17 protein-coding genes and 1 tRNA gene are annotated in these 17,647 nt (G+C 56.9%); 4 read left to right on the forward strand and 14 right to left on the reverse strand.

From position 1 onward, the window contains the following. Positions 1 to 9 precede the first annotated feature (9 nt). The 6 genes from ACR0DH_RS15060 to ACR0DH_RS15085 form a co-directional block, all read right to left on the reverse strand. On the reverse strand, positions 10 to 846 hold the full coding sequence (locus tag ACR0DH_RS15060; protein WP_480545286.1) for a sterol desaturase family protein: 837 nt from the start codon (positions 844 to 846) through the stop codon (positions 10 to 12). Then, a complete protein-coding gene (locus ACR0DH_RS15065; RefSeq protein ID WP_480550311.1) occupies positions 846 to 1,400 on the reverse strand; it encodes a TetR/AcrR family transcriptional regulator in 555 nt (184 codons plus the stop codon). The genes ACR0DH_RS15060 and ACR0DH_RS15065 overlap by 1 nt, the downstream gene beginning before the upstream one ends. 158 nt (positions 1,401 to 1,558) lie before the next feature. Beyond that, positions 1,559 to 2,155, reverse strand: a complete 597-nt coding sequence (locus tag ACR0DH_RS15070; protein WP_480550313.1) for a rhomboid family intramembrane serine protease — start codon at positions 2,153 to 2,155, stop codon at positions 1,559 to 1,561. A gap of 46 nt (positions 2,156 to 2,201) precedes the next feature. Further along, positions 2,202 to 3,308: a saccharopine dehydrogenase family protein gene (locus ACR0DH_RS15075; protein ID WP_480550315.1), complete on the reverse strand. Its 1,107-nt coding sequence runs from the start codon at positions 3,306 to 3,308 to the stop codon at positions 2,202 to 2,204. Further along, positions 3,301 to 4,014, reverse strand: coding sequence for a DUF4166 domain-containing protein (locus ACR0DH_RS15080; RefSeq protein ID WP_480550317.1), 714 nt, complete (start codon positions 4,012 to 4,014; stop codon positions 3,301 to 3,303). Before ACR0DH_RS15080 ends, ACR0DH_RS15075 begins: the two co-directional genes overlap by 8 nt. A 42-nt stretch (positions 4,015 to 4,056) precedes the next feature. Further along, positions 4,057 to 4,620 (reverse strand): GbsR/MarR family transcriptional regulator, encoded by a 564-nt coding sequence (locus ACR0DH_RS15085; protein ID WP_480550319.1) that lies wholly within the window; start codon positions 4,618 to 4,620, stop codon positions 4,057 to 4,059. Between the two features lie 246 nt (positions 4,621 to 4,866). On the opposite strand from ACR0DH_RS15085, the gene ACR0DH_RS15090 reads away from it, so the two are divergent. Next, positions 4,867 to 5,838, forward strand: a complete 972-nt coding sequence (locus ACR0DH_RS15090; RefSeq protein WP_480550321.1) for an alpha/beta fold hydrolase — start codon at positions 4,867 to 4,869, stop codon at positions 5,836 to 5,838. A gap of 72 nt (positions 5,839 to 5,910) precedes the next feature. Here ACR0DH_RS15090 and ACR0DH_RS15095 read toward each other — a convergent pair whose 3' ends face one another. Together ACR0DH_RS15095 and ACR0DH_RS15100 are read right to left on the reverse strand one after the other, a co-directional pair. After that, positions 5,911 to 7,890, reverse strand: a complete 1,980-nt coding sequence (locus ACR0DH_RS15095) for a bifunctional 2',3'-cyclic-nucleotide 2'-phosphodiesterase/3'-nucleotidase (protein WP_480550323.1) — start codon at positions 7,888 to 7,890, stop codon at positions 5,911 to 5,913. Positions 7,891 to 8,167: 277 nt separating this feature from the next. Next, positions 8,168 to 8,243, reverse strand: a tRNA-Lys gene (locus tag ACR0DH_RS15100). A gap of 211 nt (positions 8,244 to 8,454) precedes the next feature. Here ACR0DH_RS15100 and dapF point away from each other — a divergent pair. Together dapF and mtaB are read left to right on the forward strand one after the other, a co-directional pair. After that, the gene (gene dapF, locus ACR0DH_RS15105) at positions 8,455 to 9,297 is read left to right on the forward strand and encodes a diaminopimelate epimerase (protein ID WP_480550350.1); all 843 of its coding nucleotides are present in this window, start codon (positions 8,455 to 8,457) and stop codon (positions 9,295 to 9,297) included. Further along, positions 9,294 to 10,550, forward strand: coding sequence for a tRNA (N(6)-L-threonylcarbamoyladenosine(37)-C(2))-methylthiotransferase MtaB (gene mtaB, locus ACR0DH_RS15110; protein WP_480550351.1), 1,257 nt, complete (start codon positions 9,294 to 9,296; stop codon positions 10,548 to 10,550). The genes dapF and mtaB overlap by 4 nt, the downstream gene beginning before the upstream one ends. Positions 10,551 to 10,693: 143 nt before the next feature. Here mtaB and ACR0DH_RS15115 read toward each other — a convergent pair whose 3' ends face one another. From ACR0DH_RS15115 to petA, 3 genes are read right to left on the reverse strand one after another with little or no spacing between them, the layout of a single operon-like run. Then, complete coding sequence (locus ACR0DH_RS15115; protein ID WP_170534384.1) at positions 10,694 to 11,482, reverse strand: cytochrome c1; 789 nt, start codon at positions 11,480 to 11,482, stop codon at positions 10,694 to 10,696. A 17-nt stretch (positions 11,483 to 11,499) separates the two neighbouring features. After that, the gene (gene petB, locus ACR0DH_RS15120; RefSeq protein ID WP_480550353.1) at positions 11,500 to 12,831 is read right to left on the reverse strand and encodes a cytochrome b; all 1,332 of its coding nucleotides are present in this window, start codon (positions 12,829 to 12,831) and stop codon (positions 11,500 to 11,502) included. Positions 12,832 to 12,845: 14 nt separating this feature from the next. After that, complete coding sequence (petA, locus tag ACR0DH_RS15125) at positions 12,846 to 13,430, reverse strand: ubiquinol-cytochrome c reductase iron-sulfur subunit (protein ID WP_480550355.1); 585 nt, start codon at positions 13,428 to 13,430, stop codon at positions 12,846 to 12,848. A 458-nt stretch (positions 13,431 to 13,888) separates the two neighbouring features. Here petA and ACR0DH_RS15130 point away from each other — a divergent pair, with 458 nt between their 5' ends. Beyond that, positions 13,889 to 14,332: a c-type cytochrome gene (locus ACR0DH_RS15130; protein WP_480550357.1), complete on the forward strand. Its 444-nt coding sequence runs from the start codon at positions 13,889 to 13,891 to the stop codon at positions 14,330 to 14,332. A 43-nt stretch (positions 14,333 to 14,375) separates the two neighbouring features. Here the strand turns inward: ACR0DH_RS15130 and ACR0DH_RS15135 are convergent, their stop codons facing one another. From ACR0DH_RS15135 to ACR0DH_RS15145, 3 genes are read right to left on the reverse strand one after another with little or no spacing between them, the layout of a single operon-like run. Further along, a complete protein-coding gene (locus ACR0DH_RS15135; protein ID WP_480550566.1) occupies positions 14,376 to 15,872 on the reverse strand; it encodes a mannitol dehydrogenase family protein in 1,497 nt (498 codons plus the stop codon). Further along, positions 15,872 to 16,645: an L-iditol 2-dehydrogenase gene (locus ACR0DH_RS15140; protein WP_480550359.1), complete on the reverse strand. Its 774-nt coding sequence runs from the start codon at positions 16,643 to 16,645 to the stop codon at positions 15,872 to 15,874. Before ACR0DH_RS15140 ends, ACR0DH_RS15135 begins: the two co-directional genes overlap by 1 nt. After that, on the reverse strand, positions 16,642 to 17,646 hold the full coding sequence (locus ACR0DH_RS15145) for an ABC transporter ATP-binding protein (protein ID WP_480550361.1): 1,005 nt from the start codon (positions 17,644 to 17,646) through the stop codon (positions 16,642 to 16,644). The genes ACR0DH_RS15140 and ACR0DH_RS15145 overlap by 4 nt, the downstream gene beginning before the upstream one ends. Between the last annotated feature and the right edge of the window lies 1 nt (position 17,647).

Raw genomic sequence — 17,647 nt, forward strand, 5'->3', positions numbered from 1 at the left:
CGCGTCTGATCACTTCTTCGGCTCCCAGCCCGGAGGCCTGATCAGAGTAGAGAAAGCTTCTTGGATGCTCTTTGACCGGGCAATATCCCGGATCAGGTCCGGCCATTCCGAGAACCAGACTTTGATAGGGTTCCGGCTGTCAAAATCGCGTGTCAGGCCATAGCGGGGGGTCTCTTCCTCGATCTGGAATGTGCCCCAGATCCGATCCCAGATGATGAAGATACCACCATAATTTTTGTCCAGATACTTGTCATCACACCCGTGGTGGACACGGTGATGAGACGGCGTGTTCATCACATATTCAACCGGCCCCAGCTTGCCGATCAGTTCCGTGTGCAGCCATGTCTGATAAGCCAGCACTGCGATCACGCCAAACACAATTGCCTCGGGTGCGAACCCCATAAGGGCCAGCGGAATATGGGCGATCAGGGACCATACGCCTTCCAAGGGGCCAAATCGGATACCGGTGATGATGTTCATATCGCGCGAGGAATGATGCACCGCATGCTGGGTCCAAAGCAGGCGCACCTCGTGGGCAATCCGGTGTTCCCAATAATAGGTGATGTCGGCCAGCACGATCACCAAAATCACGCTCCACCAGGTCACGGGGATGGTCCATGGCAGACCCTGAGAGATGATCCAATACAGCCCGTAGGCCCCAGTCAGAACAAAGGTTTCGACCAACAGATACGGGATCTGGGTCGATGCGCTTGCCAGCATTTCGCCAAAGGTCTTGGCTTTGAAATCGCCTTTGAAAATCATCTCGGCGATTTCGATCAACAAGATCGCAGCGCCGATCAGAAAGAACACCTCGTCGATCTGTGTGGTCAGGGTTTCGAGGTTCATTACGCCTCTCCTTTCAATCCTTGGGAAAGTGTCCGCCAGGCCAAATCGGCAGCTTGCTTGGCTGTTGCCTCGCCGGATTGGACAAGGGACCAGGCGGCGTAGATGAGGTTTTCATAGGCCTCGACAATCCAGTCAGTTGGAACGTTCGGGTCAAACGCGCCTTCTTGTTTGGCCGCGTCGACATCGCGCCGAAGCTCCTGAAGGCCTTTGTCATAGGCTGCGGCTATTTCAGGGTCTGCCTCCAACCCCTCATTGGCCAGAAACAACTGACGGTTTGCCAGTGGAACAATTGCGTGCAGTGACAGCCGAAAGCCTTCTTCATAGCTTGTTGCATCTGCCGTGGCCTGTTCAACGGCTTCATCAAGTTCGGCCATTGCAATCTTTGCCAAGGCGCGCATCAGTTCGGGCCGTCCGGGGAAATGCCGATGCAGCGTCGCACGGCCCACGCCGGCATGCTGTGCGACATCGCCAAGTGAGGCGGCTTGGTTTTGCGAAAAAACCTCGAACGCGGCTTCGATGATGGCATCTTTGGTGGTTGGACGAATTACACTCATGAGACACAGATGTATCATACGAGACTTGAATTCAACCCCACCCGCGATCTTAAATGCTTACCCGGCCGGCAAGCCCGCAATCAGCTATCGTTTTTAGGGATCGAGCCAAAGATGACCGCAAGCATGTCTCTTCCAGTCGTCCTTATCGGACGCCCCTATCATTGTTCGACATTCGAGATACGCGGCGCATGAACATGGGTGCGGATCACAAGGGCTGCGAGGGCTCCGGCCAGGGCGCCAAACAGATGCGCCTCCCACGAAATCCCGGGCTGGCCGGGCAAAACACCCCAGATGATCGAACCGTAGACCAGTGCCACCAAGAGCGCGGCCCCGAGTGTCACCGGAGATCTGTCCACCACACCACGCGCGACAAGAAACCCGAACCATCCAAACACCAAACCAGATGCACCGATATGGATGGCGTTGCTGCCAAAAAGCCAAACGAGCGCGCCACCCAAGGCGATAATGATGACATTCACCAACAAAAGCGCGCGCGTTGCGGTCAGCGCAAGCAATGTGCCCATCAACACAAGTGGCGGTGTGTTTGACATGAGATGAGAAAAGCTGGCGTGTAGAACCGGCATCCCGAAGATCCCATCAATCCCACCCAAATGCCGAGGGATCAATCCGAAGGCCAGGTTCAATCGATAGCCCAGCGCCCAGTTGATGACCTGTATCGCCCAAAGTGCGGCGATGAAGATAGCCAACGCCCAAAGCCGTTTGCGAACCACACTGTTGTTGTTCTGATCTGTCATCTGGACCAGATAGTTCCTTCGTAAAAACCGATCAAGAAGGGCTGGGTTAGACCGTCTCGTCCAACCGAATGGTAATCGCCAGATCGCTCATGACGTCCTCAACAACACGTCTTGGCAGCTCAGCCATACACGGGCGCGCGCCGGGACGCGGCGTAACAGTCCCGCGCAGGATTGCACGACAGGTGATACCAGGCACAAACGGGCCATCTCCGTCCTCGGCGATCAGGGTCCATGTTCGGGTAATGCTCTGCCCGTTCCGCCGCCCTGTGACACGCACCTGCATCCCCCCGCGATCTGTTCCAAACGGATAGAGCGCTTTCGACAACCAATAGAGCGCGGAATAGGCCACATCGGACAGGGCAAGACGCCAGCGGCGGCGAAGCCAAGCCAATGCGGACAGCGATGCATTCATCACCCCCAGTTCCAAACCCGCCCGAAACATGACGGTTGAGGCGGCAATCCTGTCTGGCAGCAGGTGTATGTCGGGGACGTCCACGAAATAACCAGCACGCCGCAGACCCGGCGCAAGCGAGTAGATTTTGCGATCTGTCCAGCCCCGCACGGTCTGCCAACTGCCATCCCGAAGAACCTGTGAGGGGCGGCCAACGCCGCTGACAATGCTCTTGATCACCGACATCCCGCGCGGCGCCCGGTTGCCCGGCAGTATTGCAATGTCGATAAGGTCGATCTTGTCCAGCCCGTCTATCAGATCGTCAACGATGATCGAGGACAGGCCCGATACGCTGGACGCGCCCGAAAGCACAAAGACATTTGCCGCCTCGGCCTGTGCGTTCAGCCGCGCGATACCCATTGTGAATTCTGAACTGTCGGACAAATCCAGATAATGGCAGCCGTGCTGAACACATAAGCGCGGGACAAGATATGGATCCTGGCCATAATGTTGGAACGGCCCCGCCGCATCTATGACAACATCCGGCGCGACACTGAAAATGATTTCGGGTGCAGAGTGAATATCGACCGCCAGGGTCTCTGCCCCGAGTTCTCGGGCAAGAGCGCAACCCTTCGAAGGTTGCCGGCCGGCCAACCACAGTTGATGCCCATCGCGCGCAAGCAAACGGGCAGTCAACGCACCAAAGACGCCATATCCACCGATGATCACAACCTTCATGGTGTGGTTTGGAAGATCAGGCATCGGTCGCCTCAACGATCTCGGCATCGAAGAAGACCGCATCCTGATATATGACCGAACCCAACAGCCGATGAGTCAGTGCCAGTGTGAACTTGAACTGCCCATCACCCAGTTCTTCATGCCCGATGACAAGATTGCCCGGGCATACCCATTTGGGCAAAGGGATGCGCCTGCGGCCCAGTTTCACAAAATAGCTGTCACTGATGAACAGCAAGGCGTTCCGGGTGCTTTGCAACCGCAATGCAATGCCAATTCCATAGCCTATGTATTCCTCTAACCCGGTCGGACCGTCGAAGCGTTTGGAGCTGCTGACAATCTGCGGAAACCCCGAGGACCGGCCATATTGCCTAATCCAGAATTGACCCCCGGTTGCAACGTCTTCGGTGACAACCACAACGGCAGAGCGCCCGGCCGATGTGCGATCAAATGGTAGCGGCGCGCCTATGGCTCGCATGACAAAAGCCAGCAATCGCCCGGCCAGATTCATCTGCATCTCGGACACGCGACCCTGATAAACAAGACTGGCACCTCCAGACAATCGTTTGCTAAAGCGCCGCCTGATCGCAGCGGGCAATCGGTTCCATCCGTCTTGCCCCAACAGCTCGAAGAAACGGGTATCCCCTTGGTGCCGATCAGATGGCTGCGTTTTGACATCAGCCTCAATAGTCTGCGCGTTTTGAAAGGGCTGTGCTTCGTGTTTTTCGAACATTCTGTTATTTCCGTCAGAAGAGAATTTATATGTCAAAAATTTTTAGCCGCTTGGCTTGCCCCCCGTGAGCTTCAGGAATGAGGCGACTTTGCTGCCCATCTTCATAAGCATGATCAGCTTGGGCCGAGGAACCGTCAGCATATCGTGATACCACTTGTCAGCCGTGCTCAGGAAATCCTGCATCGCCTGCATACGCTGCAATACCTCCGGCTCTAGCCCACTTTCGCTTTCAGCCTGCGCGACACATGTGCGAATGGCTGCAGCAGCGGGATCGATCTCACGCTCTTTGCGGCCTTGCGCGATGCGGATCACCATCTCCCAAACATCGGTCTCGGCCTCGAAATGTTCGCGCCGCTCACCCGGAATCGGCACCCGCCGGATCAAACGCCAGCTGACAAGTTCTTTCAAAGAGTTCGACACATTTGAACGCGCGATCCCAAGCGCCTCGGAGATTTGTTCCGCATTCATCGGCTTGGTGCTGAGGAACAGCAGCGCGTGGATCTGCGCCACCGATCGATTGACGCCCCATTGGGTGCCCATATCGCCCCAATATAGGATGAACTGACTGGATGCGTTGGATTTCGATATGTCAATAATTTCTGTCATGACAGAAATATCAGATGCAACAATGCAAAAGTCAAGTCTGAAGAGTCGATCTGTGATCTCTTTGCCGTGTGCTTTGATCCGGTATACTCTGATCAGACGGGCCGTTGCCGAAAGCCTTGCAATGGTCGATTTGAATGAATGTATTGAGCTGAACCAAGCCGTGGTTGACAGAAGCGCCTAGCCTACACCTTTGCGGATGTGGCGAGATTCAAGGCGCGACACCCCATCCACCATGGCGCATTTTATATGACAATCACAGCGACGGTCGGAATGTGCCGAAGCAATTCAAGGAGATTGGGTATGGGGATTTTGGAATCAGAATGGCGGAACGATGAATACGCGCGCAAGGTGATGGTAGGCCCCGACCATAAGCCGTCGCCCGAGTGTTTCTTGGATCTCGAACATGGCCAAACCTACTATGAGTTAGACAACAAAGAGGAGGACAAAGGTAAACCTTTGCTCATCTGCATTCACGGTTGGTCAACCGCAAGCTATGTGTGGACCGCGCTGAAACCCGAGCTGCGCAAGAAAGGCTACCGCATCCTCAGCTATGATCTGTACGGGCGTGGATATTCCAGCCGTCCCGATAATGTGGCGCACACGGCAGAGCTGTTCACACGCCAACTGACCCAAATACTGGTACACCTGAAACTGAATGACCAAAAACTGAACATCGTTGGATACTCGATGGGTGGTGCCATTGCCGCGCGTTTCGTGAGCGAACGGCCGGGTGACGTCGAACGTCTTCTGCTGATTGCTCCGGCTGGCATGGCGGTTCAAAAACCGTTCCCCCGCTTCGTCGCCCGGCAGATTCCCAGGCTTTCCGATCCAATCATTTCAGAGTTTTTACCCTGCGCCCTGTGGAAACAGTTCAAGAGAGCAGCAAGAGACTTTCCGAATGACAAGAACGTGCAGTTTGTCCTTGAGAATCAACTGGCAGAGCTGGAGTACCGGGGGTACATCCCAGCGCTGTTATCCTCATTAAAGGGAGTGCTGGCATCCAAGATGAGGGCCGAGCATGAGGCGATTGCAGATTCAAACGTGAAAGTTCTGGCAATCTTTGCGGACCAAGACAGCACCATACCTCATCCTGATGCGCAAAGGCGCTTTGACAGATGGAACCGGAATCAAGTTAGCCACGTGATCGAAGGGGCAGGTCACGCAGTGACCTATACCCATGCGCAGGAAATCATTACAAAAACTGGTAACTTCTTGTAGGCCTTCCGCCACTGGGTCTTCCGCCACCGCAATATTACCGTGGCGGAAGAAGTCATCAAATTGGATCAGGCGTCAGAGTTTGATCCGGAAGGCGGCAAACCCGTCTGCACCTTCGCCGGCATCCTCGATCGTGACCCCTTTGACATCGCTCATATAGTCGCGGGCTTTCGGGCCGGTTTCAAACAGAACCGTGGTGCCCTCAAGCGGAGCAAAGGACCAGTTGGCGTCTGCCTTTGGATCGATGGTGCCCTGCTCAACGATGTAGCGCACTATGACATCGCGGTTGGTATCAGGCGCTTCGAACACCACTGTATCGCCCAACGCGCCAGGGAAGGAGCCCCCACCCGAAGCGCGATAATTGTTGGTGGCGATGATGAACTCCATGTCATCTGTAACCGGCTCACCGTTGAAGGCAAGGTTCACGATCCGGGCGGCGTCTGGGTTGACCTCTTCCCCTTTCGGTCCAAAGCGCGAGGGTTGTGATAGGTCGATCTGATAGGTCACGCCATCCATCACGTCGAAATTATAGGACGGGAAATCCGGGTTCAGCAGGATCGCATCTTCCGCACCAACTTCAACCTGATTGAACATGCCCGCCGACCGCTCTAGCCAGCCCCGGACCTGAGCGCCGTTCACACGCACCGCGCGCACCGTGTTGGGGTACAGATACAGGTCAGCCACGTTTTTGATCGCCACATCACCGACTGGAACATCGGTGTAGTATTCAGGACCGCCCCGGCCACCAGCCTTGAACGGAGCCGCTGCCGAAAGAATCGGCAGGCCTTCGTGCTCGGTGCCCTTCATCATCTCTTCGACATACCATTTTTGCGCGATTGAGACGATCTGGACGGACGGATCATCCGCGACCAACGCAAAATAGCTGTGCAGCGGGGCCGAGGTTTTGCCAACAGCGCGCCGGACATAGGCCAGCGTTTCATCGTGATCCTGCGCAACCGAGTCGAGCACCGTCTGATCATCACCCACCAAAGCGGTGATGGAACGATCTTCGTTGCGTTTGGAAATCGGGCGCGCCTCGGACGTGGTGGTGACCACCCGCCATTCATTTCCATCCCGCTCCAACAACAGATCCAGCAGACCAAGATGCGAGCCCCAGAAGCCACCCATGACAGCGGGCTTGCCCATCAGCGTGCCCTTTTCCACGTCAATACCAGGGCGATCCGCAAAGGTTGGTGATGGGAAGACAAGGTGATTGTGGCCCGTGACCAGCGCGTCGATGCCATCAACTCCGGCCAGAACGACCGAAGCATTCTCCATCCCGTCCGCATGATCGGCCTCGCCAATCCCCGAATGCGACAGCGCAATGATCAGATCACAGCCCTGTTCCTTCATCTCGGGCACATAGGCTTGCGCGGTCTCGACGATATCACGCGCCTCGACATTGCCCTCAAGGTGCTTGCGATCCCAGTTCATGACCTGCGGCGGGGTAAAGCCGATCACCCCGATCTTGATCGGATGCTTGGTGCCGTCGCCCATTTCAATCTCACGATCCAGGATCGCGTAGGGTTTCACCAAGGTCTTGTCATCGCGCGGGTTTGCGCCTTTTTCCTTGGCGACATTGGCCAGAACAACCGGGAATTCGGCCCCGGCCAGGGCTTTGTCCAAAAACTCCAGGCCGTAGTTGAACTCGTGATTGCCCAGTGTCGCCGCATCATAGCCAACCGTGTTGAAAGCAGTGATGATCGGGTGGCTGTCGCCTTCTTTCATGCCCCGTTCATAGGCGATGTAGTCACCCATCGGATTGCCCTGCAGAAAGTCGCCATTATCGACCAGCAGAGAGTTCGTCGCCTCTGACCGGATCTCATTGATGATCGACGCGGTGCGGGACAGGCCAACCGTATCGCGGGGTTTGTCTGCGTAATAGTCGTAGGGGAAGACATGGACGTGAATGTCAGTGGTTTCCATGATCCTCAGATGCGCCTGGTTGCTCGCTGCAGCCGCCGAGAACGGGTGCAACGTAATAGCCGCAACACTTGCAGTTGTTGTGGCGAGGAACTGGCGGCGAGAAATCTGATTGCGGCTGGAGAAAGACATAGGTCACCTTTCGAGTTTGTGAATCAACGCGCCTTTTCTGAACTTTTGACTACACGCGTGTGACAAGAGAGGTCAGATTTTCGGGTACGTCAAAATCAAGGGCAATGCGCTGCACCATATCTCAATATGACATGATTCCCAGAGCGTCACGGGATAAAGAACGGAATTCTGCCGAGGGATCCCGCCAGCTCGGCAAAGGGTGCAACCCGCCAGAGTGAACCGGCTCCCAATGGTCCAGGCCCGGAATCGCCACGTCAAACATGTTCTTTGAAAAAAGTGGTGAGCCGTGCAGGATTCGAACCTGCGACCCACTGATTAAAAGTCAGTTGCTCTACCAACTGAGCTAACGGCCCACTCTTTTGTTGGATCTTGCTGATCCGTGGCGCTCTGTAAGGTATTTTCCCGATCAGGTTCAAGACCTTATTTCACACCTCGTTTCGCCTGTGTTTTAGATGTTTCCGGCGACCCGATAGGCGGCCTACTTAGGCAGGTGGCGCGGGGGGGTCAAGACCTTTTTTCACGAATCGTGGCGACAGGGTGGATTCATTATTCCACCGACGTTATATGCCCGCCATGCAACAGAGACTCGATACCGGTTTGCGCTTCATGAAGATGCATGGGCTGGGCAATGACTTCGTCATTGTCGATGCACGCGAACATGCGTCATCGATCACTCCGGCTATGGCCAAGGCCATCGGGCATCGCCAGTTTGGCGTTGGCTTCGATCAACTGGCCGTTATCGAAAACGGCGCTGAGGATGCGCACCTGGTGTTCTATAACGCCGATGGTTCAACCTCGGCCGCCTGCGGCAACGCCACGCGCTGCATTGCCCGGTTTCTAATGGACGAGTCTGGAAAGTCCGAGCTCTCATTGACCACCGAACGGGGCTCTCTCGCGGCCAAAGATGCAGGCGATGGTCTGACCTCGGTCAATATGGGACAACCGCAGCTCAATTGGCGGGACATCCCTTTGGCAGAAGAGATGGATACGCTGGAACTGCCAATTGAAGGCGCGCCCACCGCGACCGGCATGGGCAATCCACATTGTACGTTTTTCGTAGACGACGCCGATGCGATTCCCCTCACTGAATTCGGGTCGCGGTACGAGTACCACCCGCTCTACCCCCAGCGCACAAATGTGCAGGTGGCACAGATCATTGGTAGCGATCATATTCGGATGCGGGTGTGGGAGCGGGGCGTTGGCATCACCCTGGCCTCGGGCTCGTCCTCCTGTGCTACAGCGGTCGCGGCCGCGCGCCGTGGGCTGACGGGCCGCAAGGTCCAAATCGAACTGGATGGCGGTACCATCTGGATCGACTGGCGCGACGATGGCGTCTGGATGACAGGACCAACGGCCCATGTATTTTCCGGCACCCTGACACCCGAATTCCTAAGGTCTTTGGGATGAGCGCCCCAAAGTTCACCACCCTGGGCTGCCGCCTCAACGCCTATGAAACCGAGGCGATGAAGGAACTGTCCCAGCAGACTGGCCTGACCGACGCGGTCGTGGTGAACACTTGCGCGGTGACGGCCGAGGCCGTCCGCAAAGCCCGTCAGGAAATCCGAAGGCTGCGTCGGGAAAACCCTGACGCGCGCCTGATTGTCACCGGCTGCGCGGCACAAACCGAACCTGAGACCTTTGCAAAAATGGATGAGGTCGACGCGGTCATCGGCAACACCGAAAAGATGCAGCCCGATACCTGGAAGGGGATGGCTGCAGATTTCATTGGCGAGACCGAGGCGCTTCAGGTTGATGACATCATGTCGGTCACAGAAACCGCCGGTCATCTGATCGATGGCTTCGGTACTCGATCCCGTGCCTATGTACAGGTCCAGAACGGCTGTGACCACCGTTGCACCTTTTGCATCATCCCCTATGGCCGAGGCAATTCACGCAGTGTGCCCGCAGGCGTCGTAGTGGATCAGATCAAGCGTTTGGTTGATAGGGGCTACAACGAGGTTGTGCTAACCGGCGTTGATCTGACCTCATGGGGCGCGGACCTGCCCGCGCAGCCCAAGCTGGGCGATCTGGTGATGCGCATTCTGAAGCTGGCGCCAGATCTGCCGCGCCTGCGGATCAGCTCGATCGATTCCATCGAAGTGGACGAGAATCTGATGCAGGCAATCGCGACCGAGCCACGCCTGATGCCGCATCTACACCTGTCCCTGCAACATGGCGACGACCTGATCCTGAAGCGGATGAAACGCCGCCACCTGCGCGATGACGCCATCCGCTTCACCGAAGAGGCGCGCAAACTGCGACCCGAGATGACTTTTGGCGCCGACATCATCGCCGGGTTCCCCACTGAATCCGACGCTCATTTCGAGAATTCTATGAAACTGGTCACTGAATGTGATCTGACCTGGCTGCATATCTTTCCGTACTCAAAACGCGACGGTACACCAGCCGCCCGCATTCCGCAGCAGGTCAACGGCACAATCATCAAAGCCCGCGCCGCCCGTCTGCGCAAAGCCGGTGAGACACAGGTCGCCAAACATCTCGCTTCCCAGATCGGCAAAACCCATCAAGTTCTGATGGAAAACACGCATATGGGCCGAACCGAACAATTCACCGAAGTGACCTTTGACGCGCCCCAAGCCGAAGGCCAGATCGTAACTGCAACGGTCACCGGTCACACTGCGACACAGCTAACAGCCTGATCCACTCTTCGTCTGGCCAGAAATATCCCGGAGATGAATTGGCCAAAGGCCAAGAAGGGGCTGGCCCCTTCAACCAACCTTCAAGCAAAAACCCCCGCGACCTGATGGTGCGGGGGTTTCCAATTCCAATCCGATAAGAACGATCAGTCCTTACGCGCTTTGCCCTTGTGCGGTGCCCAAAGGCGCTTGTTCACCAGATACAGCAGCACAGACAGAACCGTCAGGAAGATCACGCCGACAAAACCGGCATTCTTACGGTCGATCAACTTTGGCTCGGCTGTCCACATCAGGAACGCAGCCAGGTCTTCCGACATATGCTCAACGTCATTTGCGTGACCATCGGCAAACTCGACCTGCTCATCCGACAGAGGCGGTGCCATCGAGATCCAACCGCCGGGGAAGGCTTTGTTCTCGTACAGGATGGTTCCCGCCTCTTCTTTCTCTTCTCCTGTATAGCCATTCAACAGGGACGCGATGTATTCTGCGCCACCCATGCCTTTGACCAGCTGGTTGATCCCCAGACCATAAGGTCCGTGGAATCCTGCACGCGCCTTGGCCATAAGGCTCAGGTCAGGTGCGCCAACCCCTGTGTTGGCCGGGAAGTGATCGGTCGGAATCGCCGGGCGGAAATCGTCCAGCTCAGGGTCGAACACCTCAAAGTTGGCGGCCGCATAAGCGATCACCTGTTCTTCCGAATACCCCAGCGCTTCGAGATCACGCAGAGGCACATATTGCAGGCCATGGCAGGCTGCGCAAACCTCGGTGTAGATCTGAAGACCGCGCTGCAGCTGGAACTCATCCCAAGTACCAAACGGCCCTTCGAACGAGAACGCATAGTCTTCGATATGCTGCTCACCGCCACCTGCCGCAAAGGTCGAGGCGGGCGCAAGGGCCAAGGCAAACGCGGCACCGATTGCAAGTTTCTTGAACATGTTTCCGGTCCCTCTTCTTACTCGGCCGGCGTGGCTTCGGCGTCAGCCTTGCCATAATGCGCGTTGAAGTCTTCTTCGATCGTTTCAGGTTGTGGCAGCGGCTTCTCGATCACACCAAGTACGGGCAGGATCACGAAGAAATAGGCAAACCAGTAGGCCGAGGCGATCAACGAGAAGGTCGCATAGGGTTCTTCCGCAGGCATCGCACCCAGCCACATCAGGGCAAAGAAGTCGACGATCAGCAGCAGGAACCACCATTTGAACATCGGGCGATACTGACCCGAACGCACGTTCGACGTGTCCAGCCACGGGGCCAGCGCCATCGCCAGGATCGCGCCGAACATTGCAACCACACCAAAGAACTTGGCATCGACGATGCCGCCGGTGATGAAGCTGGCGAACTGTACAACCCAGACTTCGCCGGTGAAGGCCCGCAGGATCGCGTAGAAGGGCAGGAAGTACCATTCAGGCACGATATGTGCAGGTGTGACCAGCGGGTTGGCTTCGATATAGTTATCGGGGTGGCCCAGATAGTTTGGCATGTAGCCAACAATCGCCCAGAAGACGACCATGATGACGGCCAGAGCGAACAGATCCTTGATCACGAAGTAGGGCCAGAAGGGCAGCGTATCTTTCTCAGCCTCGGCCTTCGAACCACGGCGCACTTCAACACCCGTCGGGTTGTTGTTGCCGGTGGTGTGGAAGGCCCAGATATGCACGATCACCAGCGCCGCAATGATAAACGGCAGCAGGTAGTGCAGTGAGAAGAAACGGTTCAGCGTGGCATTGTCCACCGCAGGTCCGCCCAGCAGCCAGGTCTGGATCGCATCACCCACAAATGGGATCGCACCAAACAGGCCGGTGATCACGGTCGCACCCCAGAAAGACATCTGACCCCAGGGCAGAACGTAGCCCATGAAGGCGGTACCCATCATCATCAAGTAGATGAGCATCCCGATGATCCACGTGATCTCACGCGGGGCTTTGTACGAACCGTAGTAAAGGCCACGGAACATGTGAATATAGACCGCAACAAAGAACAGCGACGCGCCATTCATGTGCAGGTAGCGGATGAAGTAACCGCCATTCACGTTGCGCATAATGTGCTCGATACTGGCAAAAGCCAGATCGACATGCGGGGTGTAATGCATCACCAGAATGATGCCGGTGACGATTTGCAGCACCAGGCAGAACGCCAGAACGATACCCCAGATCCACCACCAGTTCAGGTTCTTGGGGGTTGGGATCATCAGGGTGTCATATAGCAAGCCGACGATGGGCAGGCGGCTATGCAGCCACTTTTCGCCATTTGTCTTCGGCTCGTAGTGATCGTGGGGAATTCCGGACATAAGTTGGGTCTCCCTTAGCCGAGTCGGATTGTCGAATTGTCGACCCATTCCGCAGGCGGAACAGGCAGGTTTTCAGGCGCGGGACCCTTGCGGATACGACCGGCCAGATCATAGTGCGAGCCGTGGCAGGGGCAGAACCAGCCACCAAAGTCCCCGGCATCGCCCAGCGGCACACAGCCGAGGTGCGTACACACACCCATCTGAACGATCCACGCGCCCGGCGCTTCGCCTTCGGGCGAGGGCATAACGCGGTTCGCGTCAGTTGCGGGCGCATCGGCGTTCAGGTTGAAGTTACGTGCCAGCGGATCCGGCAGGGCATCGACGCCTTCGGCGTCCTGCTGTTGCGCTTCTGCGATTTCTGCGCCGGTGCGATGACGAATGAAAACCGGTTTGCCCAACCACTTGACGGTCAATTGTGTACCCGGCTCAACCCCGCTGACATCCACGCGGATCGAGGACAGGGCCTGAACATCTGCGGATGGGTTCATCTGGTTGATCAGGGGCCATACGGCTGCCCCGGTAGCAACGACACCTGCGCCGCCAGCGACGTAATACAGGAAATCTCTGCGGGTGCCTTCGTGGTCTTCTGCGTGGGACACGAGGTAATCTCCGATTGTCTGGCGCCCGCGTGCGGGCAAATAGCTCGTACACCGCACGAAGGCGGTGTCTTAACCGCGTTGTCTACCGACGCAATTAGTATTCGTCCAGCGGTCATAAACGCGCAATACGCCGCATCTGTGTATTTTGTCACGACACACCGGGTTTTTTGGGGATTCTATATCACTCTGCTTGCCAAAAAAACGAATCGAATGGGCCTGATTCGGGCCCGCTTTCGGCACGTCTCGGCATCAGCTTTGCCTGTTTCGCTGCGCTTGGCTTTTGTAAGATTGGTTCGAAACCGGGCACGATCTGGGGCACGAATATCCCTTTGTTCCGCAACAAATAACACCCCTGAAATAGATGATTTTCGCGGCGCAGAATCCGGCGGAATATCGTTGCGCTTCACCCGGATACATCAGACATCAACCCCTGCGCGAACGTCAATCAGGAGACTACGATGTCAAAACCCCCCTTGGCTGCCGTTCTGTTAACGATTGCCCTGTCTTCTCAGGCCACCGCCGCCGGTGACCCTGTCAAAGGCGAACAGCTTTATAACCGTTGTTCATCCTGCCATGCGATTATCAAGGATGGCGAAGTACTAGTGAAAGGTGGAATCACCGGTCCCAATCTATATGGCGTAGTCGGCCGCATTGCCGGAACCGAGAACGACTACCGCTATGGCAGTGAACGTCTGCCCATCGGCATGTTCACCGATGACATGATCCGCGCGGGCGAGGAAGGTCTGGTTTGGACCGAAGCCAACCTTATCGCCTATACGCAAGATCCGATCGGTTTCATCAAAGAGTATCTGAACGACGAGTCCGCCCGCCCGAACATGAGCGTGAAGCTCAAAAAAGGTGCGGAAGATATCACCGCCTATCTGGCCACTTTCGGCGAATAGACAGGGTGGTTTTCAGTGAAAGCGGCCCGGTTTCGGGCGGGCTTTATGACCTGACATATCTGGCAATTGCGGCGCGGCTCCCCTCTTGCCAGATACAATCCAGCCAATCGGCGAAGGCTTGGGCAAACCGTGGGTCCTGCCCTGCCTCACCATAAAGGTTAGCCACATCCAGCCATTGCGCGGGATTAGCCCGAGCCGAGCGGGCGGCGGCCTGCAAGTCTGGCCAAATGGGGTCATTGGGCGCAATCGTGGTCCCATCCTCGCGCGTGCCAGCGCACATGCGGCACCAGAACGCTTCGGCCAAGGCTAACCCTGACAACGAGGCACCCGAGGATATCGCGTCGCGAAGCGATGGAAACAGAAACCCCGGATGCCGCGCTGATCCGTCAAAGGCCACACGGCGTGTGGAATCGCGGATCGTCGGGTTCAGAAACCTGCGCTCGACCTGCTTTAGATACGCATCTGGGCTGGTCTCGGGCACGCCTTTGATATGAGGCAGTATCTCTTCGATCTGGACCTTGCGAAAAAAGGCCGAGAGGTCTGTATCCAGCAGACAGTCCGAAATCGTAGGCAGGTTCAGAACTTCACCCGCGTTGGCCAAAATCTGGTGACCGCCATTGAGAATGCGCAGCTTCAACGCCTCATAGGCATGCACATCCTTGGTGATCGCCACACCAAGCGTTTCCAAAGGCGGGCGTCCGGCGCAGAAATCATCCTCGATCACCCATTGGCGGAAGTTTTCATGCGAAACCGGGGCGGCGTCCGTGATGCCCAGCGCCTGACATTGGCTGCGAAGGTCTTCCGACGTGGCAGGCACGATGCAATCCACCATCGAATTTGGAAAGGCCCCGTTCTGTTCGATCCACTCCGCAAGGTCGGGATCAGACAGGCGCGCCAGTCCGACCACACAGTCACGCAGGATCGCACCATTGCCTTGCAGGTTATCGCAGCTGAGCGCCGTGAAGGGCGCATGCCCGGCAACGCGCCTGCGCCCGAGCGCCGCTACCAGCGCGCCGAAAACGGTGTGCGGTTGTTCCGGGCTTTGCGCATCATGGCGAATATCACCATGTTCCGTATCGAACACACCCGTTTTGGCGTCCAGATAGTATCCGCCTTCGGTAATGGTAAGCGACACGATGCGGATGGCAGGGTCTGACATCCGTTCGATCAGCGGCCCGTTGCCCGGCTCAATCGGCACATAGTCGATCATCGGGCCAATCACCTCGGCGGATAAGGCCGCCGGATCAAGCTCAACCAGTGTTGTCAGACAATCCTGCCGGATCAGTTTTGCGCGTATCTCGGCATCATAGCTGCGGACACCTGCGCCGATGATGGCCCAATCCAGCGCCAGACCCTGCTGCATCAACCGATGTATATACCACGCCTGATGCGCGCGGTGAAAATTGCCAAGACCGATATGGACGATGCCGGGCGTCAGATCTTCGCGCCGGTAGTGGGGCGTTTTAACATCTGCAGGAAGCTGGGACAGATTGTCCAGCCGCAGCTTCACTGGTGTATGAGTACGCGCCAATGGATCCATCAGCTCATCCAATTTCCGCCATCCACGTTGTAGGTCTGTGCGACGATGTAGTCCGCCTCATCTGACGCCAGAAATACCGCCATCCCGGTCAGATCCTCGGCACGCCCCATACGGCCGTGCGGAACCGCTGCTGCGACCTCGCGCTTTTTCTGTCCCGGTGGTTTGCCCTCGTGTTTTGCAAAGAACGCATCGACCCCGTCCCAATGCTCACCATCCACCACACCCGGAGCGATCGCGTTCACATTGATGCCGTGTTGGATCAGGTTCAGCGCGGCGGATTGGGTCAACGAGATAACGGCCGCCTTGCTGGCGCAATAAACCGCGACCAAGGGCTCTCCGCGTCGCCCGGCCTGTGATGCCATATTGATGATCCGGCCTTTGACCCCGCGTTCAATCATGTGCCGCGCGACAGCCTGCAGGGTGAACAAAGTGCCAGCGACATTGATATCAAAGACGCGCTGGTAGTCGGTGTGCTCGATTTCAACAATCGGAGCGGCGGTAAAGATCGCGGCGTTGTTGATCAGAATATCAATCTGCCCAAAGCTATTCACCGTCTGCGCAATGGCACTATCAATACTGCTTTGGCGCGTCACATCCATCTCAACCGCAATCGCAGCTGCACCAATATCCTTGGCGGCGTCTTGCGCGCGAGTGATGTCGACATCGGCCAGTGCCACACGCGCGCCTTCGGCGACATAGGCGTTGGCAAAAGCCAGCCCAATCCCGCGCGCCGCGCCGGTGATCAGCGCCGTTTTACCCGCCAAGCGTTTCATTCGATCCGCAATCCTTTGGCGTCAAATCGATGAATGACGTCCGAGCGCGGGGTCAGGTGAATACGATCCCCGTGCCGGAACCCGACCTCGCCATCTGCGCGGACGGTGATCGTTTCGGCCAGCCCGGTTTCGTGGATATGGAAGAACGTGTCCGATCCAAGATGTTCGGATACGCCCACAACACCAGACCATGTACCGCCGCTCTCGGACACAGTGATATGCTCGGGCCGGATACCAATCGTCTGCGCATCATGTTTTGCGGCCTCTTCGCCTTCGATAAAGTTCATCTTTGGCGAGCCGATGAAGCCTGCCACAAACAAGTTTCGCGGGGTACGATAGAGCTCCAGAGGCGAGCCCACCTGTTCGATCACACCGGCCTGAAGGACAACGATCTTGTCTGCCATGGTCATGGCTTCGACCTGATCGTGGGTCACGTAGATCATGGTGGTCGCCAGACGTTCGTGCAGCTCACTGATCTCTAGCCGCATACCGACGCGCAGTGCCGCGTCAAGGTTCGATAGAGGTTCGTCGAACAAGAACGCCGCCGGCTCGCGCACGATAGCGCGCCCAATGGCAACACGCTGGCGTTGTCCGCCGGAGAGCTGTCCGGGACGGCGGTCCAGATAATCGGTCAGGTTCAGGACGCTGGCGGCGCCTTCGACTCGCTTGTCGATCTCGGCCTGATCCAACTTGGCCATACGCAACGGGAACGCGATGTTCTTGCGCACTGTCATATGCGGATAAAGCGCATAGGACTGGAACACCATCGCCAGCCCTCGCTTCGCAGGCGGAACATCTGTTGCGTCAGATCCGTCAATGTCGATAGAGCCCGAGGTGATATCCTCCAACCCCGCGATCAGACGCAGCAGGGTAGATTTACCGCAACCCGAGGGGCCGACAAAGACGGTGAACTCGCCATCTTCGATGGTCAGGTCCAACGGGGGAATGACCTCAACGTCGCCGAAGCTTTTGGTCACGGACTTGAGTTGAATGCGTCCCATG

Source organism: Ruegeria sp. I1 (assembly GCF_056532675.1).

Coding starts and splice junctions, on each gene's coding strand:
- dapF (WP_480550350.1), top strand. CDS start 8,455: ATGCCCGCCATGCAACAGAGACTCGATACCGGTTTGCGCTTCATGAAG.
- mtaB (WP_480550351.1), top strand. CDS start 9,294: ATGAGCGCCCCAAAGTTCACCACCCTGGGCTGCCGCCTCAACGCCTAT.
- ACR0DH_RS15075 (WP_480550315.1), bottom strand. CDS start 3,308: ATGCCTGATCTTCCAAACCACACCATGAAGGTTGTGATCATCGGTGGA.
- ACR0DH_RS15115 (WP_170534384.1), bottom strand. CDS start 11,482: ATGTTCAAGAAACTTGCAATCGGTGCCGCGTTTGCCTTGGCCCTTGCG.
- ACR0DH_RS15065 (WP_480550311.1), bottom strand. CDS start 1,400: ATGAGTGTAATTCGTCCAACCACCAAAGATGCCATCATCGAAGCCGCG.
- ACR0DH_RS15145 (WP_480550361.1), bottom strand. CDS start 17,646: ATGGGACGCATTCAACTCAAGTCCGTGACCAAAAGCTTCGGCGACGTT.
- ACR0DH_RS15135 (WP_480550566.1), bottom strand. CDS start 15,872: ATGGATCCATTGGCGCGTACTCATACACCAGTGAAGCTGCGGCTGGAC.
- ACR0DH_RS15090 (WP_480550321.1), top strand. CDS start 4,867: ATGACAATCACAGCGACGGTCGGAATGTGCCGAAGCAATTCAAGGAGA.
- ACR0DH_RS15130 (WP_480550357.1), top strand. CDS start 13,889: ATGTCAAAACCCCCCTTGGCTGCCGTTCTGTTAACGATTGCCCTGTCT.
- petB (WP_480550353.1), bottom strand. CDS start 12,831: ATGTCCGGAATTCCCCACGATCACTACGAGCCGAAGACAAATGGCGAA.
- ACR0DH_RS15095 (WP_480550323.1), bottom strand. CDS start 7,890: ATGTCTTTCTCCAGCCGCAATCAGATTTCTCGCCGCCAGTTCCTCGCC.
- ACR0DH_RS15070 (WP_480550313.1), bottom strand. CDS start 2,155: ATGACAGATCAGAACAACAACAGTGTGGTTCGCAAACGGCTTTGGGCG.
- ACR0DH_RS15085 (WP_480550319.1), bottom strand. CDS start 4,620: ATGACAGAAATTATTGACATATCGAAATCCAACGCATCCAGTCAGTTC.
- ACR0DH_RS15060 (WP_480545286.1), bottom strand. CDS start 846: ATGAACCTCGAAACCCTGACCACACAGATCGACGAGGTGTTCTTTCTG.
- ACR0DH_RS15080 (WP_480550317.1), bottom strand. CDS start 4,014: ATGTTCGAAAAACACGAAGCACAGCCCTTTCAAAACGCGCAGACTATT.
- ACR0DH_RS15140 (WP_480550359.1), bottom strand. CDS start 16,645: ATGAAACGCTTGGCGGGTAAAACGGCGCTGATCACCGGCGCGGCGCGC.